The following is a 26,131-nucleotide window of genomic DNA, read 5'->3' on the forward strand; positions in this document are numbered from 1 at the left end:
ATGGAGGTATATTTCAGTGGTATTAGCGGTTTTGTTGGTCGAAATCTGATTTCATATTTCGAGGATAAGAATATTGTCGTTAATAGCATTTCTAGGAAAGATGTATTGATGATTGAATACCTATTGCCAAAAAATGCCGACGCTATGATACACCTAGCTGGTAAAGCCCATGACTTAAAAAAAATATCTGATCCTGATGAGTACTACCAAGTAAATTATGAATTAACTAAAATATTATACGATGCTTTTTTGAAATCGAATGCGAAGAAGTTCATATTCATGAGTTCAGTTAAAGCATCAGCAGATGTCGTAGATGGAATTTTAACGGAAGATAATATACCTAATCCCATTACAGATTATGGTAAGTCTAAATTAATGGCTGAGCAATATATTCAAAATCAGGCATTACCTGAAGGAAAATCTTATTACATTTTACGTCCTTGTATGATTCATGGGCCTGGTAATAAAGGAAACTTAAATTTATTATATAAATTTGTGCAGAAAGGTATCCCTTACCCCCTAGCATCGTTCGAAAATAAACGCTCTTTTTTAAGTATTGAAAATTTGTGTTTTCTAATTGCTAATTTATTGCAGAAAGATATTCCATCAGGAATTTATAATGTAGCAGATGATAAAACATTGTCTACTAGCGAGGTGGTTAAAATACTGGCTAATTCGGTTAATAAACAAGCCAGGCTATGGAAAATTCCTAGTAGTTTAATTCATAGTTTAGCTAAAATTGGGGACGCATTGAGGTTGCCTTTGAATTCTGAGCGCCTAAACAAACTTACTGAAAATTACGTAGTAAGCAACAAAAAATTAAAGCAAGCACTAAATTTAGAACTGCCGATTTCAACCGAACAAGGATTGGCACTTACTGCACGATCTTTTAAAAATTCAAAAGGCCGCTAACTAAATCATATTTCGGAGACGAGCACAAATAATTTATCACAAATCTTATACGTTTTTAGCATAAGTATGGTGCTAAACCTATAAGGTTTTAAATCTCAACAGAGATATTAAACAATGAAACTACGCTGTTAAAGGTTATTTTATTTTAACTTCTAAGATAATTTCGAAGTTGTTATTGACTATATATCTTTAAATTTAGAGAAATCTAGAAGTTCATCAACACTAACATCTAAAGCTTTAGATAGGTTCACCAAAATGTAAGCGGTTGGATTAGCACCTTGTTTTTCATACCTATTAATAAACTGTTTGTCCTTTCCATCTAGAATTGCAGCTAATTCGGTTTGTTCTAATCCCTTTTTTACCCGGAGTTCTAATATTCTTTTCCCTAACTGTTTTCTAAATAATTTAACATCATCTTTCATTCTTGCAAACTCAATAAATAACAAAAAAGATGGTCAACAAATTTGTTTACTATATCTTTTTTATTATATTTGATTTATATAAAAAGGTATTAATAAGAGTCTTGTGGTTGCATTTTCTGACGCCGCTAACGCAAGACAGCAGATTAATGCCCATATCTATGTGTAGTTGTATATATTTGTACATCGAAATAGATGTGGGGCTGCTGTAAACCCATGTTAGCGTAAGGCGTCAGAAACTTTAAGCAGCCGTGGTATGTAGCCCCACATGTATTATGTGGCTAGCAGCCAAAGCAAGACTCGTATAATCCATACGAGCAATGAAAAAACTAATCCAATATGTAAGTGAAAATAATTGTCTTTTAAGGGCAATAACCCTGCAAGGTTTTGTTTTTTCAGATCCCAATCATCTTTATAGTATTTACCCTTTTAATAGGCTTTACGCATTAAAGCCGAAGAATCCTGTATAGCAAATAATAAGCGGGAGCCTAAATTTAGGTTAATAAAATGGTTAATAATCAGCCTTAGCTTACTGGATAGTAATAGGGCTTGGCTTCCGTTTCCGCCTTTTGGCGGTATTTGAATGGATGGTTTAGATGAGTTGTCTGTTGCCTGTTGTCTGTTTTGGGTTGCGAGTTACCATTCTGGAGTTTAATTAGTTGGTGAAAGTTGAAAAATGCTTCATAATAGCATTGTTTTTAGCTTAGCTGGTGCTGTGTCTAATTGGTGAAAGAAAAGTGGAGATTTCTCCCTGTGGTTCGAAATGACGGAGGATGAGCAATGACATTGCTAAGCAAGGAAGGACGGCCTAGCATATCACCGAAGCAGAAAGCAACAAACAGTTTTGCAATATCGTCCAAGTTGCTACAACCAAGTAAGAAAGCAACGTCTGTGTAAGGGAACAGAAGTAGGAGACGTCTTTTTCTTACGCAAAGAAGCTGTTGTTAGCTTTATGCGAGGGAATTATGCCAGCCTTGATCTTTTGTTTCTTTTCTATCAAGAGAAAAGAAAGAGCCATTCGCTGGCTAAGCGAGGAAAGGTTGAGCCCGGGGGTAATGATGAGATGATAGATATCTCTTTATGGTGCCCTTCCGATGGCTATAGGAACAAGCTGAGCATGACGGATTTTTGATGTTGTTACTGAAACATCCTTGAAGATATCTCCCCGGATATTCCGGGCAAGTTATCACTACGCTCCTTGATACGACGGCGCAAGGGCAACTAATGCCACAAAACAGATTCAAACCATCATCAGTAAACCAATTCCATACCATTTTAAAAAACAACGATTTATGATCGTAAGGGCATCGCTATGCCCAAAAATTCTAATAACCAAACCAAAACAAACGACCAATGAAAAAATATATTTACCTCATATTAAGCATGCAACTCTGTATTTATGTGGCAGGGGCGCAAGTTAAACTCAAGGGTAGGGTAGTGGATGCCCAAGGGCAGGATCCCTTGGGAGGCGCCATTATCAAAATAGTTAAACCAGCACAAACAATAGTTAGCGATAACGATGGTTATTTTGAGCTAAACCTGCCAAATGGCGAGTACCAATTTCAGGTGCAGTACTTAGGCTACGGAGTTAGAAACCTGAGTTTAAAGATACCCTCAAACGAACCACTACTCATAAAACTCTATGCTAATACCAGCGAATTGCAGGAAGTGAAAATTGTTAGCACAGGATATCAAAAACTGCCTAAAGAGCGTGCAACGGGAAGTTTTGTAGTAATAGATAGCAGTATGTTAAATAGGCAACAGGGTATGAACCCGCTAGGTAGGTTAGATGGGATAGCGCCTGGGCTTTTGTACGATAATAGGCGACAGGAAAAAAAAATACAAATCAGGGGTTTATACACCCTTAACGAAGCCGTTGCCAAACCACTGATTGTGTTAGATAATTTTCCTTTTGAAGGAGATATCAACGATATAAATCCAAATGATATTGCGAACATCGTAGTATTAAAAGACGCTGCTGCTGCTTCTATCTGGGGAGCTAGAGCGGGTAACGGAGTAATTGTAATCAGTACCAAAATGGCAAAGTCCAATCAGCCAACCCGTGTAAATTACAGCTTTAATATTAGTAGGGCTGGCAAACCAGAACTTGCAAGTGTAAATATCATTCCTAGTAGCGATTATATAGAGCTGGAGAAATTTCTTTTTAGCAAGGGGCACCGTTTTGCCGATACCGCCAATAGGCTACAACCAGCTTTTACGCCTGCCTACGAACTGCTGTTTAGGCAACGTAGTGGTCTCATCTCTGCTACGGAAGCAAATGCGCAATTAGAGCAAATGAAAAATTTAGATGTTAGAAATGACTATTTAAAACATTATTACACTGCAACAGTAACCCAACAGCATGCATTAAATATAAGTGGTGGCGCAAAACAGCACAGCTATTTTTACTCAATGGGTTACGATGCTAACAATACAAATATGGTAGGCAATAGCAACCGTCGACTTAGCCTTAGGCTAAATAACAACATTAATATTAACAGTAAGCTGTTGCTAAGGCTAAATGTTACATACGTGCGCCAGCATTATACCAAGAATAATCCAGGCGGATATGGTTCTTTAAATAGTAATGGTAGGCAATTATATCCTTATGCCAGTTTTACTGATGTAGCGGGCAAGGAAGTTCCTTTAGATTTTTACCATCGTAAGGGTTTTACAGATACATTGGGTAGGGGTAGGCTCCCAGATATGAAATATTGGCCGTTATCAGAACTGGAAGCTATGGATCGAGGCGAGAAAAAGCAGTTTTTCTCTGGCGAGGTGGGTGTAAATTACAAATTGTTAAAAGGATTGGATGTAGACTTGAAATACTTATTGCAACAAAGTAATAGTACGGAAGAGGATATACAGGGGCTAGACTTGTTCAACACTAGAAAGATTGTGACTCAATATGCACAAGTAAGAACAACGGGAGTATTTTATCCGGTGCCTAGAGCTTCCATTTTAGATCGGCAGTATGCAACATCCTTAAACCAAGGGTTCAGAGCCCAACTAAACCTAAATCAAACTTGGGCAAACCACAGTATAAATGCTATAATAGGTGCAGAGGCCAGGCAATTGCAACAACAGAGCGAAAGCACAAGGATTTATGGATATGATGATAAACTGAATATAGTTGCAGTTGACCATGTAAATAACTACCCTACTATTTTTGGGGCCAACACCACCATTCCCCTAGGCAGTGGTTTGGCCGCTATGTTAGACAGAAATATCTCAATTTATGGTAATGTTGCCTATGTTTACAAAGACAGGTATGTGTTCAGTGCCAGTGCCAGAAAAGACGCTTCAAACCTTTTTGGGGTAAACTTTAACCAAAAATGGAAACCTTTATGGTCGGCAGGTTTTAAATGGCGTCTATCGGAAGAACCATTCTATCACAGCAATTTATTGCCGCAACTAAGCTTAAGGGCAAGTTATGGCTTTAGCGGAAACATAGATCCCAGCGTAAGCGCCCTTACCATTATGGTTTACAATCCAGCAAATGCTCAAATTACGAATACAGCCTTTGCGGGCGTAAATGGCGCTCCAAATCCAAACTTGAGATGGGAAGAAGTTCGTACACTTAATTTGGCGGTAGATTTTGAACTTGCGAACGGAAGGCTGAGTGGCAGTTTGGAACATTATTATAAAAAATCTAAAGACGTAATTGGCACACAGGCCTTAAATCCAACCACAGGTCTGGGATCCTATAAAACCAATTCCGCAGATTTAAAGGGTAGTGGCATAGAGTTGATCTTAAGAGCTAGTTTTATAAGGCAAAAAAACTTTGTTTGGCAGGGTAATCTTTCATTCAGTTACGAAAATTATAAAGTAACAAAATACATGGCAGAAGTAGTGGGTAACAATAGCTACGTGAGCGATGGTTCTAGTATCTCGCCTATTGTTGGCTATAATCCCTATTTATTGGTTAGTAATAGATGGGCAGGCTTGGATCCAAATAATGGAGATCCACAGGGCTATGTTAACGGACAAGTATCTAAAGACTATATACAATTGCTTAGAAACCCTTTTGTCAATCAGCAGGTACACGGACCAGCCTTACCCGCTAGTTTTGGCAATTTTTTACAGGAAATTAAAATCGGCTCAATAAGTCTTTCAGCAAATATCACCTACAGGTTAGGTTATTATGTGAGGCGTTCTACCATTTCATACGTACCGTTGTTTGCCAATGGAGCTATGCATCTAGATTATTTAAAGCGTTGGCAAAATCCTGGAGATGAACAGCACACCTATATTCCTTCGTTAAACTACCCGGCGGTTGAGCAACGAGATGCTTTTTTTAGGGGCGCTGAAGTACATGTTCTAAATGGCAGTCATATCCGCCTTTCGGATATAAGAATGGGTTATCGGCTTTCGCCAAAATGGGGACTTAAATCATTAGAGTTTTATGCCTTGGCCAATCAATTAAACGTACTATTATGGACCGCCAACAAAGCAAGTGTAGACCCTGAATACAGCAATGGGCTGTTACCTACAGTAAATTATAATTTAGGTGTTAAAGTAGAATTTTAATGGATATAATAATGAAAAATATAACAATAATAATCTTACTGGCCATCATTGGCCTATGTAGTTCTTGCGAGAAATTTCTGGAGGCAAAGCCTAACCAAAAGCTAGCAGTGCCAGCTACGGCGCATGACTTGAGATTAATGCTCGACACCTACAGCATTATAAACAATGGGATGCCGATTACTGTAGAAACCATGTCGGATAACTACTACGTAACCAATACTGATTTAAGTGGTTTGGCTAATCAGCTGATGAGAAATCTTTACACCTGGCAGAGAGATGAAACGGCAAACAGCGAATGGACAAATGTTTATAAGAGCATCTATTATACAAATGTAGTGTTAGATGAGTGGAAGAAATTAGGTCTAGAAGGAGGACAAGAAGCTGCTGCGGTGAAAGGATCAGCAATGGCCTTACAGGCTTTTTACTACTATATGCTGGCTCAGTTATTTGCGGTGCCCTACCAAGCTAGTGCAGATGCACCATGGGGATTGTCGCTTAGATATGATGCTGATTTTAGCAAAGCGATAACGAGAGCGAGTGTACATGAAACATACAATACCATTATTCAGTTATTGAAACAATCATTGCCTTTGCTACCTGCACAAGAGCCTTTAAAAACACGCCCTACAAAAGCTATGGCATATGGTCTCTTGGCAAGAACTTACTTGCTTACCAAAAACTATGCTCAAGCACAACTTTATGCTGATTCAGCCCTGCTGTATAATAACAGACTCATTAATTTCAATACCTTAAATGCCAATGCTAATGCACCGTTCGCCAGATTTAATGGAGAAGTAGTTTTCCATGCAAGAACCAGTACAACGCCAATTCTAAGTCCAGCGATAGCGAAGATAGACAGTAACCTTTATCGTAGTTATGATAAAGATGATTTACGCAAAACGATGTACTTTAAGCTTAATGCCAATGGCACGGTGTCTTTTAAAGGAGATTACGATGGTAGCGGCACCAGCTCGGGTTATGTATTCTGGGGTTTAGTAACAGACGAACTCTACCTGATAAGGGCAGAATGTTTGGCCAGACAAGGCATGTATGTTTTGGCTATGGAAACGCTTAATTACTTGTTGATTACCCGATGGAAGTCTGGAAGTTTCATTGCTCTTAGTGCTGCCAACGCCGAAGATGCGTTAAACATCATCCTTCGAGAACGTCGAAAAGAACTACTATTCAGAGGAACACGATGGTCTGATCTTAGACGTTTGCGAGATGAACCTCAGGTAGTAGAGCCGGTCCGTGTAGTTAATGGTGATACAATTAGGTTAATGTCAAATAGTAACAAATATACCCTCCCAATTCCCTACACAATAATTAACCAGAGCGAAATGGCTCAAAATCCTTTATAAATGATGAAAAAAGTAATATTGATAAGCCTATTTTTGTGTCTTGCAAGAATGGGCTACGGACAGCTTGCCAATTTGCATATCGGAGACACTGTTCCGCCAACTAAATTAACAGGTTTTTATAACGATAGCGCAAAGGAATTAAATACAGATTCGCTTAGGGGTAAAATGGTCATTTTTAGCTTTTGGTCTACTTACTGTAGTAGCTGTATTAGCGCAATGCCGAAATTGCAGAGCCTACAGCAACAATTTAAAGACAGTTTGGTTGTTGTTTTGGTAACCCAGCAACCCCGCAGTATTGTTGATGCGTTTTGGAAGTACAACCATATTACTAAAAAAATAACTTTGCCAAATTTAGTTGGGGATATTGTACTTGCGAAGCATTTTGCGCATTTAGGTGTACCCTATGAAGTTTGGATAGATGTTAACGGAGTGGTAAAAGGGCTAACTACAGCCCAATATGTAAATGAAAAAAATATAAGGGCAGTGTTAAGAAATGAAAAAGTAGACTGGCCGGTTAGCCAAATAAAACCTAAACTTAAGGATGGATACCTTTTTAACATAGCGCCCCGGCAACAATCATTAGGTAGTGCTAGTTACTACACAGTTCTTTCACCGAGCATAACAGGCTTAAAACTTAACCATGGTTTTAGTTTTCTGACAGATACCATAAAAGGCGTAAATCACTTTCGGGCTATCAACTTTGCGATTTTAGACTTTTATCGATTTGCCATGGCCGAAGAGCCAATATTTAATTCGTCTAGAAATAGGTTTGTTCTTAACGTGGGCGATAGTTCCAGATACTTTTACCAGAAAGACAAGGTTTATAGGGAACAATGGATAAGGCAAAATGCTTTTTGCTATGAAAGTACTTATCCAATTGCCTTAAATAAAACTGAATTTAGAACATCGATACGTGCGGAGCTAGATAGGGTTTTTAAACTTAAGAGTGCAGTAGTTGAGAAAGAAATGTTTTGTTGGGTGATTACCAAGTCTGGGCATGCTAGGGATATAGGAAAAGCTAAGAACGGTACTGTTTATAAAAGCATAGGCGAGTTGTTGTTAGCTTTAAATTATAGGATTGAAAACCCACCAGTTTTAGATGAAACAAACCAAAAGAATAGTATATCTATTGTATTAAAAGGCAACACGACTGATTTTAATCAGTTGAACAAGGATTTAGCTGGTTATGGCTTTCAATTAGAAAAGGCTTGGAGAAATATCAAGGTACTTACTATAGATGAAATAAAGTAATGGTTAAAAAAGAAGTGTTGGCGGCTGAGCCAACACTTCAACTTTACAGAGGTAGATACAGCACCCTAATTGTAGGATTTTATTATCCTAATTTTAATTTTAGGCTTTCGCATCAACAAGTTAGTTCTTCTCTGAAATATAAAGTGGGTCTAAACTTGGGCTTGGCGCAAAGTAATTGTCGATTGCGGTAGCTACCGAACCAGAAATGTCTGGTTGTCCAGAAACCACGTCTGCACGGATGGCACAAAGATCTTGCTCTCCCTCACATGGTGGTAGCTCTTCGGCATCCAGCATGGTGTAATTTGATGGTTGTTTAGCATCAGTAGCATTGTTTGGATGATCACTTTGCGTATAGATGAACCATCTGGTTTCTTTTTTCGCTTTAAAAGCGCTTGTGCTAAATGCCAGACCGAACGCTACTACCAGCGCTGCAAGGCCTAAACCTGCTTTTTTTAAATTTTTCATGATTTTAATTTTATGCCCTAGGGGCGGTTCACTTGATTTAGCCTCTTCCTTGAGCCCGAGGATAATATTTACGGTTCTATTGCAGGTGGGCTATTACTGCTTTTTCATCAACTTAATTTTTGCAGACCTCCTTTCTTTGGTTTAGCCTTTTGTTACATAAAGCACTTGTTTTAGGGTCTAGTAAAATTGAACTAAAGCCATTTGAAATGCTTTACAGCTACAATTCCATTTAGCAGATTTTACTCATCAGCTAATACATAGCGTTGCAGCGCCTTACTGTATTTTATATCGAAACCATCCTTGCGTAGCTTAGCCATATAATTTTTCAGTGTTCGGTCACTACATCCAAGTTTGGAGGCTAATTGCATTGCGCCACCAGGTTTATGATGCCGAAGCATATAAATGAGGTATTGCAGTCGCTGCCGATAAATGTGTTGAGCTGTCATAATTGCAAGGCTTAGCCAAAATTCGGCAGGCTACGTGCAATTACTTGTTTGCTTTTCTTAAGAAATGGAGGGCGCTTTATTTATCCTTTGTTAATAAATCCTTTAGCAGATTGCTTAGGGTGGGTGGGGTTATGCCTAGATAGGAAGCTATATTTTTATGGCTTATGATGTTGGCAATGCCAGGATATTGCTTACATAGGAAGCGGTATTTTTGTGTAGCATTGGCCGTTCGATAAACATTTTTTTCTTGATTGAGTAATAGCAGGTATTCCTGGAGGATGAGGTTGTGCAATTTCAAAAAATCGGGAGATAAATCTTCGAGCGCTAAGATGTCATTGAAATTGAGTTTTAGTAAAATGCCATCCATTTCGCAAATAATGCCTTCTTTTCCATTCTTTTGAGTCAAAAAGCTAGGTATGGAAGTAAGAAAGTGATCGGCAGCAGCAAAGTCTACCGTTTCTTCTATCCCATTTACCGTACTAAAGATCCTAAAAAATCCAGAGCGGATAAAATATACATGTTTACAGATCTCATCGGGGTAAAGTAGGCAGTTACCTTTTTTTACCTCCACTACTTTGGTCCTTGTTTTTAGTTCGACTTGCCACTGCTCGTTAAGTTGCACTCTGTTTTGCAACTGGTTCATAAAATAAGTAATGTTCATAGGTTGCGGTTAATAAGATTAGCTATTTTAAAACATCATAATGCCCTTTTAAATTTAGGTAAGCCATCATCCCTGAAGCTTTTTTAAATTTAATATTAAGCCTATGTATGTAGAACTACTAAAAAATTTAGAGATTCTGATTGGGATACAGCGTAAAATGTTATCCTTATTGGCGAAGGGAGCAACTGAAACCATGGTGGTGCAGGAAGAACTTTTAGACGCCACCGACATTAAAAAATTGCTCCACATCAGTAATAGTACACTTTACCGTTTACGCAAGAAAAAGCAGTTGAAATGCAAACTTATTGCAGGCAAATGGTACTATTACAAATCTTCTGTTTTAGCCGATCCTGATAATTCGATTTGAAAAGGCCGTGCTTAGATAACACGACCTTTCTAATTGCTAAACTAGTTTCTGATAATAAATATTAATCTCTAAGGTCCCGCTTGCTTGATAGGCGGTGTTAGTTCCCCATGCGACAGTTAGCGTGCTCTTTGGCCAGAAAATTTTGCCTTGTTCTTCTCCTTCAGCGGGCGGATCGGCCTTTACCAATAACACTGGCAGGCGGTTGCCTATAGCGAAACTGGCTTCGAACGCTACCAATTCCTTAGCCCTGCTATCAATGGCATTTAAAAAAAGCACCTGATTTTGTGTTAGTAAAAAGCGTGCTAACATCCATCCATCGAAATCGTTTTTGATGTTTTCGGCCTCTGCCCAAAGTTGCTGATCTGGCAGGGCATAAAGTTGCTGCTGCAAGGCTATAAAGCCTGCAGCATTGAAAGGGAATTTTTCCATTTTTATTTAGGTTAAGTTAATATTGAAAGCAAACCTTGAAAATGTTTAAACCTTAAACAAGCTTAAAAAGCAGGTTTTTGACGAAATGGAAATGTTTTTTGCTGAAACGGAACTTGCATGTTTAAACTTTTATCGTCTTCCTTTTTTTTTGTGCGCATGCTGTTGGGCTTATTTGGCTAGCTAGGTTCGCAATAACTATCCGGATGATTATTTAAAACCTGTGGTTGTAAGTCTGCCCCAAAAAAACTAACTTTAAGGGAATCATCCGGTTTAAATTATGTTAAAAAGCTTCGTTTTGAATCGTTCAAAAGGGCCAATTATTTACCCTAAATGGCCTTTGTTAATTTTAGCACCAATTGTAGCATTTGTGGCGTTGGCCTATGTAGAAAGGTTTAGCGTTAAACTTGCATTGGTTACACCACAGTTTTACGTAGCATGGTTGGCCAGTACCATAATCATTTGCGTGTTGATGTACGTTGTGCATTGGGTTACAACTAGGTTTGACGCACACTACCCTTGGCGCCAAGCGCTCGAAAGAAGGTTACGTAAACAATTGCTAGCAGGCATAATCCTACCAGTGTTAATTGCTATCACGCTTGCTTCGATCTATTTTTGGAGCAATTCTGCTAATATCTTTGACACAATCTGGTTTGACAAGTATTTTTTACTCGTAGTTATTTTGCTTACGATTGTGAATTTAGCCTTTGCGCTTTACGGCTCCGTAAATGAAAAAACAACAGATGCGGCTACTGGTCAATTAGCACAGATTACCGATGCGCTTGTTTTCAAGGATGTAACCTCTGAATTCAGGCAAGATGATGTACTAGTAGAGACAGAAACCCTGCCCCTGGGTACATCAGATACGAAATTTGTTGATCCTGATTTACTCAATATCGCCTGTGTTTTTTGTTGTAACAAACATTGCTATTGTATCGATATGAACGGTGAAGATGTGATATGGCCACATAGTTTCGGCGATTCCAAAAAACTTTTACCGCAAGATTATTTTTTTGCTATCAACCGTAGTTACCTAATTAATTTCAAAGCCATCATAGATCATCATTCAAAGTCAACCAAGATTCTTGTGATTTATCCTTTGCCTGTAGTTGGGAAAAAGATCATTTACACCATCGAAAAGGCATTATCTAGCAATTTATCTGCTGAAAACCAGAATGAATCGCCTGTAGCGTTATTGGCGAAATCGAATGAAAAGACATTTTCGAAGCCCTTGGAACTACGGGTGAGCTATGGTAAAAAAGCAGACTTCTATGCTGCGGAGAAAAAGTTTAAATCACTCAATTCTTCGGCTAACAACAAGACGTCGACCTAATCTGTTATTTCCACACCGTTTATTCGTCTATTGGTCAGCAATTATTCAGTCTTTCTTCGGGTCTCCTTCGAGAAGGCATTGGGAAACGTTCGGGAAAGCTTCGGGAACTGTTCGGGTGGGACACGAAGAATAGCTGAGTCTTTCACGGCGCTTATGTGATGCTTAGATAATTCTGAATCGAATAATTCTCGATAAATCCAAAATGAATGGCTATTTGTGCTTATTTATGCTCATGCTGAGCTAACCTCCTTAGCCATTTTCAGTCAATTACAATCAAACCCGTTCAAATTAATTCTCAACTTACTGTACTTTAGTTTTTTGCGTTTCTGTGATCTAAGTTTGTTGAAGCATTTGGTGTACCGGCCGGCCATCAAAAGCATTAAATTTAATTTTTAGAGTTATGGGAACAATTAGAAATGGAGCCAATGGTGGCTTCTCCGGAAAAGCCGGAAGTGTTATTGGAAGTAGCTGGAACAACATCAGTTACATTAAGGGATTACCAAAAATTAGCAACAAACCCGCTAGTTTGAAACAGCTCGATCAGCGAGCCCGCTTTGCAGCAGTGCTGCAGTACCTTGGGCCAATTAAAGATGTTCTTATTCAGGGTTACAAAGGCCAAACCGCAGGTAGGGCAACAGGTTTTAACATGGGCATACAGCATGCCATTATTAATGCTATAACTGGTACCTACCCAGCATACGAAGTTGATAGATCATTAGTACAAATTAGTAAGGGAACCCTACAGAAACCAAGTAGTGTAAATGTATCGAGCACTGTAGCCGGCAGTTTGGATATAACATGGTTGCCGCAAGTAAATGGTTTGAACGCTTTTGCTAGCGACACATTAGTCGTTTTGGTTTATAACCAGGAGCAAAATCTTTTTTTATCATACACGGCCGTAGCCAATAGGGAAGATGGCACAGTAACCATTGCAATTCCAACGGATTTCTCTGGTCAAACTATACATACCTATTTTTTTTACGTAATGGATGATGGTGGTAGGCAATCGCTAAGTACTTATCATGGTCCAACAATAATTGTTTAATCGTTTAATAACGCCCCTGGCTTTTGTCTGGGGGCTTTTTAGAGAAAATGTCATGAAAACAATAAAATTATGGCTGCCTAAATTGGTGGTTAATACTTCAATACTTAGAACGATATCATCTATGGTAATTTTGGCACTGGGCTTAATCATTGCGTGGTTATCCATGCCTTACCTTATCAAATCGATTGACCAGTACGCAGGTTTAATAGATCCGGCCGTTTGGCAATTGCTATTGCTGGCTTGCATTTCGTTTTTTGCAATGCTTGTACTAAGTATGCTCACTTTTAACTGGCTTATTCGTTTGGCCCACCTTCCTTCAATTAACACAATGGTTTCACAATTTAAAATGTTCAACTCATGGCAACAATTCGTATTTTATTGGGCATCATTTGCCTTGCTTTTGCTGGGAGCTTTGTTAAGCTTGGTAGCGATATTTTAGAGAGGTCGAAGCTAACAGGTTTAGGGTCTAAGGTTAATTATGTAGAACTCTCATCCTCAATGTCAAAACGATTAGCGGAAGATGAAGAACGGTTTAATTTAGAGGATTGGAAAGTTGAAAGGTTGGAAAGTTGGCATGTTGCGAAACGAACAAGGGCAAACGAGCAACGGTTCGCAAAACCGGAAACAAATAACAGGACACGAGTAATCGCTATTGCAAAATCTCAAATTGGGGTTCGTGAAGCTACAGGTAATAACGATGGGCTTGATGTTGAGAAATACTTGCACTATACCGGTAACAAAAAAGGCGATCCCTGGTGTGCTAGTTTTGTAAGCTGGATATTTGGAAAAGCAGGTTACCATCAACCGAAAAGCGCTTGGAGTCCGGCCTTATTTCCTAAGGCTAGGCAACTCCAAAACCCAGCGACAGCCATGGTATTTGGTATTTATTTTCCGAAATTAAAAAGAATTGCACATTGTGGTATAATAAGCAAAGTTAACGATAAATGGATTTACACCATCGAAGGTAATACGAACATAGTGGGTAGTAGAGAGGGGGATGGCGTTTATCAACGAATTCGACACGAACGGGGAATAGCATTTTATGCCAATTGGTTAAATGAGAAAGGAGCGCAACCATGAGAACCTTTTGGACGCTACTGATCGCCTTAACATCTTGCCATTTGGCTTGTGGATTGCGACAAAAGCAGATAGATAAATCGTCGGTTTTGCAAAAACAAGAATTAGTTAAAGAAAGTACAGCAACCTTGACTTTCGGACGGAACTTGGTTTTAAGCGATAGTTCGAAATCATCTCGATTGCTTCAAATCAAACCTAAAGGATTATTTTCCTATTCTGTAAAAGATGGTTTTGTAGGAGAAGCAGAGGAATTAATGATCGAGACACAAGAAGTCAATGGGCGTAGTATAGCAGCAGGAGAATTAATAACTGCAACGAATAAATTGACAGACCTTGTTAAAAATGAAAGTGTAGAAAAAACCAGATCTCAGCAGGTTGAGCGTAGTGGGATAAATTCAATTTGGATATTCTTGTTGTTGATTTTGTTAATCCTGTTTTTTGTACTCAGCAAAAAGTTTCGAATTTTTTAAAAGCAAGACAATAAAGAAAGCAAAATCTCGTCTTTATATAGAGAGCGTTAATTTAGATAAACGGGAATTGTCCATTTGGATGGTTCCCGTTTTTTTGCGTTGTCAAGAGATGTAGGGACAACTAGATCCTTGGGTACGCTAGATGACAAATTATTTAATAGATTGCTTCGCACTTTTGCTGTTTCCGACGCTTCTGTTCGCCTACCTACCGCAGGCAGGCAATGACGCGTTAGGAGTAAAGGTATCGATATTGCATTGTTTTAAATTGTTCCTCCCCCTTGCCCTCCCGACTAGTCGGGATAAACTCTCCAGAGCGGGACATGGCATGACGTTGAAGAACTCATTCATTGACCTGTGTTTTAAGGCAGAGAGACTGCATTCTTCGGCCGCTGGATGAAAACATTATCTAATAGATTGCTTCACGTCACCACTCTTGCCTGGGCTTCAGTTCGCCTGCCTAACGCAGACAGGCGATGACGGAATTGGTTGCGGAAAGGTTGAGTGAGGGGTTAAACAATGTCCGTTTGCATTACGATGCCCAGTCGAGCTGAGTATGAAAAAACGTTGCGGAGATCCCTTGAAGCTAAAGGTTTCCCTAGAAGGAATAAATATTTATCTTTGCCACCAAAGCTTATGATAACACTATTACCCGCTGTAATAATTTTAATTTCTCTTTTTATAATGGAACTGGCCTATTTTAAAATTGCCGACCATTATAATATTATCGATAAACCGAATGCCCGCAGTTCTCACCAAACGATAACCTTGAGGGGTGGCGGTATCATTTTTAGCCTTGCCGGATTAATCTTTTTCTTCCTTTCAGGCTTCGAGTATCCTTATTTTATTACTGGCTTATTAGCCATTGCCATTATCAGCTTTTTGGACGATGTCCTTACCTTAAATAATAAGATCAGGTTGAGTATTCACCTTATTTCTGTTTTATTGATGTTTTATCAGTGGCAGTTATTTACACATCCTTGGTATTGGCTAATTGTTGCTTTGGTATTTGTTATTGGAACCATTAATGCCTACAATTTTATGGATGGGATTAATGGTATAACGGGTTCTTATAGTTTATTAGCAATTGCAAGCCTGTATTACATCAACGAGAAGGTAATCCATTTTACTTCATCCGATTTTTTGGTTGTTATAGGTTTGTCTTTAATTGTGTTCAATTTTTTCAATTTTAGAAAAAAAGCCAAATGTTTTGCCGGTGACGTTGGTAGCGTAAGTATTGCCTTTGTTATCGTTTTCCTGATAGGACAACTGATTTTGGAAACAGGGAATTTTGCTTATATACTCCTGCTATTGTTTTACGGCTTAGATACCGCTACCACGGTATTTTTCAGAAAAATTAGAAAAGAAAATATTTTCGAGGCACACAGAAGCCATTTTTATCAATACTTGGCTAATCAAAAGAAAACCAATCATTTGTTAGTATCGTCTTTATATTTTATCGTGCAACTATTTATAAATACCGTATTAATACTGTTTTTAAAGGAAAGTTGGATTTATGCAGTTGTTTTTACCGCGATTGTAACATTGGTATTCTTATTGCTAAGGTTTGCCGTTGAAGGCAGAAAATATTTGTTGAAGCCACACTCGAACTAAAACATACTTGCGTAAAAATTTGGATAGCTTACAATTTTTTATCTTATCTTTACCCAGGACTAAAACTTTAAATTTTGTTTAATAAAATCAATATCGTACCCCGCTGGATTATTTTCCTACTCGACCTGGGCGTATGTTTTATTTCCTTAACGGTAGCCTACCTTTTAAAATATAATTTCGATCTATCAGGCCTTGATATGGTTGAGTTCAGCAGAAACGTTATCGTGCTTTGCTTAATCAACATCCTTGTATTTTTTAACGTAAAAACCTATGCGGGTATCATTAGGTATACAAGTGCACAAGATACTTTTAGGATATTATTTGCGGTTTTAATAACCAATGGTTTATTCTTTTTTGTAAACTTAGGTGTTGTAGCGTTTAACCAAAGCCCATATATTTCTAACAGTATTTTAGTGGTTAACGGACTAACCAGCTTTCTGCTGTTAATTACCTATAGGGTAATGATTAAGTATTTTTTTCTCTATATCAAAAACCTTAATCTTGATAGAAGAAAAGTTATTATTTATGGTGCTGGAGAAGCTGGTTTGGCAACCAAACGTACCTTTGACCATGATGGTAAAATTAACAAACACATTGTTGCTTTTGTTGATGATGATGAGCGTAAGGTTGGGAAAACCATTGATGGCGTAAAAATTCTGTCGGCTGCCAAATTAGAGCACTTAATAAAGGAACACGAAATAGACGAAATCATTTTCGCTTCATACACGATACCTGTAGAGCGAAAAAACGATATTGTAGATGTTTGTTTAGAAAATGAGGTTGCCGTATTAAATATTCCACCAGCGGATGTTTGGGAAAATGGGCAGTTGCAAACGGCCCAAATCCAGAATATCAATATCGAAGATTTATTAAATAGAAAATCTATACAGATCGATATAGACGGTATACAGAATCAGTTAAAGGATAAACGCATTTTAATTACCGGTGCAGCGGGTTCTATTGGGAGTGAGGTTGTTCGCCAGCTGATGAAATTCGAAACGGGTCTGATCATTTTATGCGACCAGTCTGAAACTGCTCTGCATAACATTTATCTTGAATTAGAAGAGACACATAAAAACACGAATTTCCACGCTTTTGTAGGGGATGTGAGAGACGAAAAACGAATGAACTATTTGTTTGAGACTTTTAAACCTCATTATGTTTATCACGCTGCGGCTTACAAACATGTACCTTTAATGGAGGATAATCCGGCAGAAGCTATTAAAACAAATGTTCTAGGCACTAAAACCATTGCTGATATGGCGGTGAAACACGGTGTACAGAAGTTTGTAATGATTTCTACGGATAAGGCGGTTAATCCTACTAATGTAATGGGTGCCTCTAAACGTATTGCAGAAATTTATGTACAGTCGCTTAACAATTCTCTAAGCACCAATAATTTTGTGTTTAGCAATGGCTTAAGTTACATCAACGAACTAAACGTAAAACCTATTACCAAGTTTATTACTACTCGTTTTGGTAATGTATTAGGTTCTAACGGATCAGTGATACCTCGTTTTAAACAACAGATAGAAAAAGGCGGACCGGTAACGGTTACACATCCAGAAATTACCCGTTATTTTATGACCATTCCAGAAGCTTGTCGTTTGGTTTTGGAAGCTGGTTGTATGGGTAAAGGGGGAGAGATTTTTATCTTCGATATGGGGAAATCCGTAAAGATTGTTGAGCTAGCTAAAAAGATGATCAGGTTAGCGGGTTTAGTCCCAAATCAGGATATTAAAATTCAGTATTCTGGTTTACGCCCTGGAGAGAAATTGTTCGAAGAACTGCTGAACGATAATGAAAATACTATGCCTACCCACCATGAGAAAATTATGATTGGCAAGGTACGTGAATATGTGTTTTCGGAAATCGAGGAGCAAATTTATACCTTAGTTAAACATGCCAAACAAAATGACGATCGTCAGGTTGTGGTAGCGATGAAAGCGCTTGTTAAAGAGTACAAGAGCAAGAATTCCATATTTGAGGAATTAGACGAAGCCCATAAAGATTAATAAATGAAAAAAATAGGTCTACTTTTTTTAATCGCGTTAGCAACAACAAGTTTACGTGCCCAAAACCCTACGCCAAACCAAATCATTCCTTACGATTTTCAGTTTTACCAAAAACTAAATAAGTCTGTTTACAGCCAGGACAATAGGGTGCATAGTTCTATTAAAGGTTTTTATGGCGATGATAGTAATTTGAGCTTGCGTTACGATTCATTAATGAGTTATGGTGTTGACAGTTTAAACCGTAGATCTTGGGTACATCGCAAATTGTTTAAAGAACATTTGTTAGAATTTAATAGCGAAGATTATCGCATCTATGCAGATTTCTTGCCGGATTTTTCAATAGGAAGGGAGTTTGAGCAAGGCAAAACTACTTGGTTAAATACCCGTGGTTTTCAGGTTGGTGGTAACGTTGGTAAAAACTTCTCGTTCTATTTAAACGGTTTCGAGAATCAAGGAAAATTTGCGAAATATTATAACGATTATGTAATCCAAAATCAGGTTGTGCCTGGGCAGGGTTACGGTAAATTAGCCACCGAAACACAAGACTGGGCATACGTAACCGCATTATTATCTTATACGCCTAGCAAATATTTGAACCTAGCTTTGGGTTATGATAAAAACTTTATTGGAGATGGTTACCGCTCTATGTTATTGTCTGACAATGCTAGCAACTATTCTTTTTTCCGTGTAAGGGCTTCTGTGGGTAATGTACAATACCAAACCATTTTTGCATATATGTTGGATCCGGGAGCGCCGAAGTTAGCCTCTGATCGTAGGTTAGGCGATAGAGGAAAGTGGATGGCAGCACATTACCTAGATTGGAACATCACCAACAGGTTTTCAGTAGGTTTATTCCAAGCAGTGACTTGGGCGGATGCTGAAGTTGAAGGTAAACGTGGATTTGATTTCAACTATGTTCATCCATTTGTTTTCTTAAGACCGATAGAAAATACGAATACCACTTCTCCTGATAAAATGAGATTGGGTCTAAACTTGAAATATGAAGTGTTAAAGAACACTGCGGTATACGGCCAGTTTATGTTTGATGAGTTTACCGCGAAAGAGTTTTTTAGTAAAAACGGCTATTGGGCCAATAAATGGGCCATTCAGTTAGGATTTAGAGGTTCTGATTTGTTTAACGTACAGCGTTTAAATTATTTGGCTGAGTTTAATACAGCCAGACCTTACACTTATGCGCATTTCGATCGTATTTCAAACTACGGGCATTATAATCAACCTTTAGCGCATCCGTTTGGGGCAAACTTTAGAGAGTTTTTAGGCTTGATGAACTATAGCTACAAACGTTTTGATTTTCAAGGTCAGTTGGTTTATGCTAGATATGGCTTAGATCCAGCTGGTACTAACTTTGGTAAGGATATTTTTAAGGATTATACTACTAGGGAAGCTGATTATGGCAATAGTGTTGGTCAGGGCTTAGCTACTAATCTTTACATTGCCAATGCTAAGGTTGCTTATTTACTTAATCCTAAGTATAACTTAAAACTTGAGTTAGGTGGGTTATTAAGAAAGGAAAGTAACGACGCTGGTAAAAACAATACTGGATTGATCACCTTTGGTTTACGTAGTAGCTTCAGAAACCTTTATCAGGATTTTTAATAGTTGATTGTCATCCGGGATTAACTATTCACTCCTGCTATTTACAAAATCGAACCCATCGCTCAGTCTCGCCTCAACTTACTGCCGTTGAGTTGCTCTTTCTTTTGGCTTGAACCAAAAGAAACAAAAGTTCAAGGCTTGCGTCTCCTAACTACGGATCATACGTCAATTGTTTTTAACCGCAAAATGAGCCGTTACGGTCGAAAAGACCTACACTTCCCCATTTTGCTGATTGCTCTTGAGAGAGATAGTTCTTGAAACGATTAACTATGTTCCTTGCCAGGATACGAAGGCCGTCCTTCGTAATAGCAATGCAACTACTTATTTGTACTTCCCAAAGAGCGCAGGCTAGAAAGAACGGCGTGCCACGCGTTGGCCCTAGCGTGGAAGCATCGTTCTTTCTTGACTTTTTGGGTTCTTTTTTGTCAAGAAAAAAGAATCTTGCCCCCGCGGCAAAGAGCGGATAAAATGTCTTTTTTCTCTCACTCAACCCAGCCTCCGTTCACCGCCACCGAGTGGCTCCTGTTTTTAGGTTGTAGTAGTTTGGTTTTAGCCCTCAAGATTGCTACGCAATTTTCCATTGATGAAAAGAAGCAACCTGAGCCTGAGAAAGCATGCTTACCTATGAAAATATAAACCAAAAAGCATAAAATCTGGGCTTGCGTCTCCTAACTACGGATCATACGTCAATTGTTTTTAACCGCAAAATGAGCCATTACGGTCGAAAAGACCTACACTTCTCCATTTTGCTGATTGCTCTTGAGAGAGATAGTTCTTGAAACAATTAACTAAGTTCCTTGCCAGGATACGAAGGCCGTCCTATTCGATTTAAGATGACGAAGGTTTGAGATGATAGGAAGGTCTGTAGCTTAAAATATCGCCTTGGCAATTTGTTTAGTCTGCTCTGGCCTGCCCATGGTGTAAAAATGGAGCACAGGTGCACCAAACTCAATTAATTCCTTACACTGCTTAATCATCGCTTCGGTACCTATCTCTTTTGCTTCGGCATTGCTCTTTGCATGAGATAATGCATCAGCAAGATTATCTGGCAAATCAATATGGAAGATTTTAGGCAAAACGTTTAATTGAGATAAAGTGCTTATTGGCTTCAAACCAGGTATAATCGGTACGTTAATTCCATTTTCCCTACATTTTTTAACAAAGTCAAAATATTTCTGATTATCGAAGAACATCTGCGTAACAATAAACTCTGCACCCATGTCTACTTTCTTTTTCAGGTATTTAAAATCGGCATTTAGGTTTGGAGCTTCGAAGTGTTTTTCCGGATATCCGGCAACGCCGATACAAAAATCGCTTTTAAAAGTCTCTACATCTTCATGCAAAAACTTCCCATCGTTATGGTTCTTAATATGCTGAATCAAATCCGTTGCATAACAGTGCCCACCTTTGGTAGGGATGAAGGAACTATCGGCCACACGTGCGTCGCCTCTTAAAGCCAAAACATTATCGATACCCAAGAACTGCAGGTCGATCAAAGCATTTTCTGTTTCTTCTTTTGTAAAGCCACCGCAAATTAAATGCGGAACTGCATCGATTTTGTACTTATGGATGATCGCCGCACAAATTGCAATAGTACCTGGACGCTTTCTGTACGATACCTTTTCCAATAAACCATTTTCCTGCTCCTTGTAGATATAATCTTCTCTTAACGAAGTTACATCTATAAACGGCGGATTAAACTCTAATAAGGGTTCTATAGCATCGTAAATCCACTGGATGCTTTGCCCTTTAATAGGCGGTAGTAACTCGAATGAGAATAAGGTCTTTTTAGCTTCTGCAATATGTTGGGTAATTTTCATTTTGTGTTGATTCGTTGTTTAGTTTTTTAGTTGTTTGGGGCAAATTGGTTAAGCCTTTCCATCTAAATCATATTATTCTTTTGCAAGATATCTTATGTATCCGTTAATTAGCTTTCCCAAAATCTCAATTTCATTAATGCACTCATTTAGTTGAGTTTCCGAAATAAGTCCGATATCGAATGAAACATAAATCTGAGTTTCAATTTCATATAATGAACCTCTAGAAATTGCTAAGAACTGTATGGTTTCCTTGGCATGGCGTCGGCCAGATCCTTCGGCAATATTAGAAGGGATTGAAATAGCGCATCGCCTTATCTGAGATGTTAGCCCATAAATTTCCTCTTTTGGAAAAGTAGCAGTTAGCTCATATAAAAAAGCTGTAAATGCCCTAGCCTTTTTCCAAACCTCTAACTCCGTATATTTTTGATATGCCATTTAAACCAATATGGATAATAACCCCTAAAAAATCAACCAACCAACAAACCAACCACCCAAACAACTAACTAACCAAAAAACTAATAAGCCAAATTCGGGCTAAGCCATCTTTCAACTTCCTCAATACTCATGTTTTTTCTTGAGCCATAATCTTCAATTTGATCTTTGGTGATTTTACCTAAGCCAAAATAACGGGATTCTGGATGTGAGAAATAAAAGCCACTTACCGCCGCGGTTGGATACATGGCGTAACTTTCTGTTAAGCGTAGTCCAATTTCTTCCTCTGCATTTAGCAAGGCGAAGAGTGTGCCTTTTTCGGTATGTTCGGGGCAAGCCGGGTAGCCAGGCGCAGGGCGAATACCTGCGTATTGTTCCTTAATCAGATCTTCGTTAGAAAGCTGCTCATCTTTTGCGTAACCCCAATAATCTTTACGAACGAGCTCGTGCAATTTTTCTGCAAAGGCCTCGGCTAAACGATCAGCCAATGCTTTAACCATAATGCTGTTATAGTCGTCGTGGTTTTTCTCGTATACTTCTACCAACTCATCGCAACCAATGCCGGCTGTTAAGGCAAATGCCCCAAAATAATCCTCTACTCCGCTATCTGCGGGTGCAATAAAATCAGCTAACGCGTAATACCGCTGACCATCTACTTTTTCCGCCTGTTGGCGTAAGGTATGGATAGTTACCCGTTCTGAATTGCCGTTTTTAAGTTCAGCCGTTTTTGTTAACTGAGAACTTGGAACGGCTAATTGAATATCATCGCCTATGGCTTGTGCTGGCCAAAAGCCGAAGACAGCTTTGGCTTTTAATAATTTCTCGTCCACGATTCGTTTCAATAATGCTTGCGCATCATCGAATAATTTTTTCGCTTCATCTCCAACGTTTTTGTCTTCGAAAATGCGAGGATAACTGCCACGTAACTCCCAGGTATGAAAAAAAGGTGTCCAATCTATGTAGGGCACTAATTCTTCCAATGGGAAATCTTCTAAAACTTTAGTGCCTGTAAATTTAGGCGCTGGAGCAACCAGATTCAAGTCAATTTCAAATTTGTTCTCTTGCGCTTCTGCCAAGGTTTTAAAACGTTTGTCGGAGCGTTTGCTTAAATGTGCTTCGCGGGCTTTGTCGTATTCTGCTTTAATTTGAGCTACATACGCATCTTTTAGTTCGCCATTCATCAGCGTGCTACAAACGGTTACGCTTCTAGAAGCATCTAAAACATGTATTGCGGGCCCCGAATAGTTAGGGGCAATTTTAACCGCGGCATGTATTCGTGAAGTGGTTGCGCCACCAACAATTAAGGGAATATCAAATCCTTCTCGCTCCATTTCTTTCGCGAAATGCACCATTTCATCTAAAGAAGGGGTAATTAAACCGCTCAATCCGATGATATCCGCATTAATCTCCTTTGCTTTTTTAATGATTTCCTGAGCGGGAACCATTACACCCATGTCTATGATTTCGAAGTTGTTGCAGGCCAATACTACACCAACAATGTTTTTGCCGATATCATGCACATCGCCTTTTACGGTTGCCAAAAGCACTCTTCCGGCCGATAATCCTTGTGAAGCATCAGGATTGGCAAGTTTCTCTTCCTCAATAAAAGGCAAAAGATAAGCTACGGCTTTTTTCATTACCCTAGCAGATTTTACTACCTGTGGTAAAAACATTTTGCCCTCTCCAAATAAATCCCCAACAATGTTCATCCCGTCCATTAATGGCCCTTCGATCACTTGTATAGGCCTTGCATATTTTTGGCGGGCTTCTTCCACGTCATCATCCAAAAACTCTACAATTCCTTTTACTAGCGAGTGTGATAAACGTTCCTCTACCGATGCTTGTCGCCAAGCTTCATCTTTAACAACAGCCTTGCCCTTGTTTTTTACGGTTTCGGCAAACTCTACCAATCTCTCGGTAGCATCATCTCTGCGGTTAAGTAACACATCTTCCACTCGCTCTAAAAGCTCGGGGGCTATTTCCTGGTAAACCTCCAGCATCCCGGCATTTACAATACCCATATCTAGTCCGGCGTGGATAGCATGGTATAAAAAGGCCGAATGCATCGCTTCCCGAACCACGTTGTTTCCTCTAAAAGAGAAAGATATATTAGAAACTCCACCACTAACTTTAGCATGTGGGAGGTTTTGTTTAATCCAGCGGGTAGCGTTTATAAAGTCTACTGCATAATTATTGTGTTCTTCTAAACCCGTTGCAACCGTTAATATATTAGGGTCGAAGATGATGTCTTGGGCAGGGAAACCTATTTCGTCAACTAATATATCATAACTGCGTTTGCAAATTTCTACTCTGCGTTCGTAATTATCTGCCTGACCTTTTTCATCAAATGCCATTACAACTACGGCAGCGCCATATTGCATTATTTTTTTTGCACTTTCTCTAAATTTATCCTCGCCTTCTTTTAATGAGATTGAATTTACGATGCCTTTTCCCTGCAAACATTTTAAGCCTGCTTCAATCACACTCCATTTAGAAGAATCGACCATTATTGGTAGTTTGGCAATATCAGGTTCAGAAGCAATAAGGTTCAGAAATTTGGTCATGGCAGCTTCAGAGTCAATCATACCCTCGTCCATGTTCACGTCGATTACCTGCGCACCCCCTTCAACTTGCTGTAGTGCAACTGCCAATGCAGCTTCATAATCTCCGCCTAGAATAAGCTTTGAGAATTTTGGAGAACCAGTGATGTTCGTACGTTCACCAACATTTACAAATATGCTTTCTGGCGTTATGGTAACGGGCTCTAAACCGCTTAAACGCAGGTAAGGGGAAATAGTTGGGATTTCTCTAGGTGCATATTTTTTTGCCTTAGCGGCGATGCAACCAATATGTTCTGGCGTAGTGCCACAACAACCGCCAACAATGTTTACGAAACCAGCTTCCATAAAATCATCTACCAGATGAGCAGTTTCGTGTGGCATTTCATCATAAGCGCCAAACTCGTTTGGTAAACCAGCGTTAGGATAGGCAGAAACATAACATCCCGCTTTTGCGGCTAACTCTTCTATATGCGGACGCATTTCTTTTGCACCCAACGCACAGTTAAAACCAATACTTAAGGGGTTTGCATGCATTACCGAGTTTAGAAAAGCTTCGGCAGTTTGCCCGGATAATGTTCTTCCAGATGCATCGGTAATGGTGCCGGAAATCATAATTTCTAACTTGCGACCAATAACTTCTTCGTATTTTTTTATGGCTACAATAGCCACTTTTGCATTAAGGGTATCGAAAATAGTTTCTATTAAAAGCACATCGGCACCGCCATCTACCAATCCGCGTACTTGCTCGTAATAGGCAGCTTCCAGCTCGTCAAAATAAACCGCTCTGTAACCTGGATCATTAACATCTGGCGACATGGATAAGGTTCTGTTGGTTGGGCCGATTGCGCCAGCCACAAAACACTTCCTATCGGGATTTGCCAACATAAATTCTGTTACAGCTTCTTTAGCCACACGAGCACCTTCAAAACTTAATTCGTAAGAAAGGTCTTCCATTTGGTAATCGGCCATGGAAATACGTTGCGTGCTAAAGGTATTGGTCTCGACAATATCCGCTCCGGAAGCCAAATATTCTAAATGGATAGCTTTTATAATATCAGGTCGTGTAATGTTAAGCAAATCATTATTGCCCTTAACATCGCAAGGATGGTTTTTAAACCGCTCGCCCCTAAAATCCTCTTCTGTTAAAATATAGCGCTGTATCATAGTGCCCATGGCACCATCAATAATTAAAATGCGTTTTTTTAGTTCTTCTCTAATGCTCATAATAGTATTTAGTAGTTAGTACAAAGTACTAGGTAGCCTTCGCCTCACTACACTTATCTCAATAAAAAGCATCGTAACATATCTAATT

General features: G+C 38.9%; 21 protein-coding genes. 13 read left to right on the forward strand and 8 right to left on the reverse strand.

The features are described from left to right. Positions 1-912 carry an NAD-dependent epimerase/dehydratase family protein gene (locus DUT69_RS03400; RefSeq protein ID WP_205314205.1) on the forward strand — a complete coding sequence of 304 codons (912 nt, stop codon included), beginning with the start codon at positions 1-3 and terminating at the stop codon, positions 910-912. Between the two features lie 179 nt (positions 913-1,091). Here DUT69_RS03400 and DUT69_RS03405 read toward each other — a convergent pair whose 3' ends face one another. After that, positions 1,092-1,358: a helix-turn-helix domain-containing protein gene (locus DUT69_RS03405; protein ID WP_162796159.1), complete on the reverse strand. Its 267-nt coding sequence runs from the start codon at positions 1,356-1,358 to the stop codon at positions 1,092-1,094. A 1,326-nt stretch (positions 1,359-2,684) separates the two neighbouring features. On the opposite strand from DUT69_RS03405, the gene DUT69_RS03415 reads away from it, so the two are divergent. Genes DUT69_RS03415 through DUT69_RS03425 form a run of 3 tightly spaced genes read left to right on the forward strand, consistent with a single transcriptional unit; the run spans position 2,685 to position 8,473 of the window. Further along, positions 2,685-5,861 carry a SusC/RagA family TonB-linked outer membrane protein gene (locus DUT69_RS03415; protein WP_113651724.1) on the forward strand — a complete coding sequence of 1,059 codons (3,177 nt, stop codon included), beginning with the start codon at positions 2,685-2,687 and terminating at the stop codon, positions 5,859-5,861. A gap of 11 nt (positions 5,862-5,872) precedes the next feature. Continuing rightward, positions 5,873-7,222, forward strand: a complete 1,350-nt coding sequence (locus tag DUT69_RS03420; RefSeq protein ID WP_162796160.1) for a RagB/SusD family nutrient uptake outer membrane protein — start codon at positions 5,873-5,875, stop codon at positions 7,220-7,222. Further along, positions 7,223-8,473: a TlpA family protein disulfide reductase gene (locus DUT69_RS03425; RefSeq protein ID WP_113651726.1), complete on the forward strand. Its 1,251-nt coding sequence runs from the start codon at positions 7,223-7,225 to the stop codon at positions 8,471-8,473. 120 nt (positions 8,474-8,593) lie between these two features. Here the strand turns inward: DUT69_RS03425 and DUT69_RS03430 are convergent, their stop codons facing one another. The 3 genes from DUT69_RS03430 to DUT69_RS03440 form a co-directional block, all read right to left on the reverse strand. Beyond that, complete coding sequence (locus DUT69_RS03430; protein WP_113651727.1) at positions 8,594-8,938, reverse strand: DUF6520 family protein; 345 nt, start codon at positions 8,936-8,938, stop codon at positions 8,594-8,596. A gap of 239 nt (positions 8,939-9,177) precedes the next feature. Then, complete coding sequence (locus DUT69_RS03435) at positions 9,178-9,384, reverse strand: HTH domain-containing protein (RefSeq protein ID WP_113651728.1); 207 nt, start codon at positions 9,382-9,384, stop codon at positions 9,178-9,180. A gap of 76 nt (positions 9,385-9,460) precedes the next feature. Beyond that, positions 9,461-10,045 carry a Crp/Fnr family transcriptional regulator gene (locus tag DUT69_RS03440; RefSeq protein WP_113651729.1) on the reverse strand — a complete coding sequence of 195 codons (585 nt, stop codon included), beginning with the start codon at positions 10,043-10,045 and terminating at the stop codon, positions 9,461-9,463. 103 nt (positions 10,046-10,148) lie between these two features. Here DUT69_RS03440 and DUT69_RS03445 point away from each other — a divergent pair, with 103 nt between their 5' ends. Then, on the forward strand, positions 10,149-10,412 hold the full coding sequence (locus tag DUT69_RS03445; protein ID WP_113651730.1) for a helix-turn-helix domain-containing protein: 264 nt from the start codon (positions 10,149-10,151) through the stop codon (positions 10,410-10,412). 36 nt (positions 10,413-10,448) lie between these two features. Here the strand turns inward: DUT69_RS03445 and DUT69_RS03450 are convergent, their stop codons facing one another. Next, positions 10,449-10,841 (reverse strand): hypothetical protein, encoded by a 393-nt coding sequence (locus DUT69_RS03450; RefSeq protein WP_113651731.1) that lies wholly within the window; start codon positions 10,839-10,841, stop codon positions 10,449-10,451. A gap of 295 nt (positions 10,842-11,136) precedes the next feature. Between DUT69_RS03450 and DUT69_RS03455 the strand changes: the two genes are divergently transcribed. The 8 genes from DUT69_RS03455 to DUT69_RS03490 all read left to right on the forward strand — a co-directional run bounded on the left by DUT69_RS03455 (position 11,137) and on the right by DUT69_RS03490 (position 20,006). Further along, positions 11,137-12,171 carry a hypothetical protein gene (locus DUT69_RS03455; protein WP_162796161.1) on the forward strand — a complete coding sequence of 345 codons (1,035 nt, stop codon included), beginning with the start codon at positions 11,137-11,139 and terminating at the stop codon, positions 12,169-12,171. 400 nt (positions 12,172-12,571) lie between these two features. After that, a complete protein-coding gene (locus tag DUT69_RS03460; RefSeq protein WP_113651733.1) occupies positions 12,572-13,216 on the forward strand; it encodes a DUF6266 family protein in 645 nt (214 codons plus the stop codon). Between the two features lie 52 nt (positions 13,217-13,268). Then, complete coding sequence (locus DUT69_RS03465) at positions 13,269-13,655, forward strand: hypothetical protein (protein ID WP_113651734.1); 387 nt, start codon at positions 13,269-13,271, stop codon at positions 13,653-13,655. Between the two features lie 59 nt (positions 13,656-13,714). After that, positions 13,715-14,296 (forward strand): peptidoglycan-binding protein, encoded by a 582-nt coding sequence (locus DUT69_RS03470; protein WP_240186648.1) that lies wholly within the window; start codon positions 13,715-13,717, stop codon positions 14,294-14,296. Between the two features lie 86 nt (positions 14,297-14,382). Beyond that, a complete protein-coding gene (locus DUT69_RS03475; RefSeq protein WP_162796162.1) occupies positions 14,383-14,763 on the forward strand; it encodes a hypothetical protein in 381 nt (126 codons plus the stop codon). 633 nt (positions 14,764-15,396) lie between these two features. Beyond that, positions 15,397-16,374 carry an MraY family glycosyltransferase gene (locus tag DUT69_RS03480; RefSeq protein ID WP_240186649.1) on the forward strand — a complete coding sequence of 326 codons (978 nt, stop codon included), beginning with the start codon at positions 15,397-15,399 and terminating at the stop codon, positions 16,372-16,374. 74 nt (positions 16,375-16,448) lie between these two features. Further along, positions 16,449-18,389 (forward strand): polysaccharide biosynthesis protein, encoded by a 1,941-nt coding sequence (locus DUT69_RS03485; RefSeq protein WP_113651736.1) that lies wholly within the window; start codon positions 16,449-16,451, stop codon positions 18,387-18,389. Positions 18,390-18,392: 3 nt separating this feature from the next. Then, a complete protein-coding gene (locus DUT69_RS03490) occupies positions 18,393-20,006 on the forward strand; it encodes a gliding motility protein RemB (protein ID WP_113651737.1) in 1,614 nt (537 codons plus the stop codon). Between the two features lie 869 nt (positions 20,007-20,875). Here the strand turns inward: DUT69_RS03490 and DUT69_RS03500 are convergent. The 3 genes from DUT69_RS03500 to metH all read right to left on the reverse strand — a co-directional run bounded on the left by DUT69_RS03500 (position 20,876) and on the right by metH (position 26,043). Then, a complete protein-coding gene (locus tag DUT69_RS03500) occupies positions 20,876-21,826 on the reverse strand; it encodes a methylenetetrahydrofolate reductase (RefSeq protein WP_113651739.1) in 951 nt (316 codons plus the stop codon). Positions 21,827-21,898: 72 nt separating this feature from the next. Further along, positions 21,899-22,261: a four helix bundle protein gene (locus tag DUT69_RS03505; RefSeq protein WP_113651740.1), complete on the reverse strand. Its 363-nt coding sequence runs from the start codon at positions 22,259-22,261 to the stop codon at positions 21,899-21,901. 80 nt (positions 22,262-22,341) lie between these two features. Then, the gene (gene metH / locus DUT69_RS03510) at positions 22,342-26,043 is read right to left on the reverse strand and encodes a methionine synthase (RefSeq protein ID WP_113651741.1); all 3,702 of its coding nucleotides are present in this window, start codon (positions 26,041-26,043) and stop codon (positions 22,342-22,344) included. Positions 26,044-26,131 lie beyond the last annotated feature (88 nt).

Origin of the sequence: Pedobacter namyangjuensis (assembly GCF_003313325.1) — a bacterium.
Classification (GTDB): Bacteria; Bacteroidota; Bacteroidia; order Sphingobacteriales; family Sphingobacteriaceae; genus Pedobacter; species Pedobacter namyangjuensis.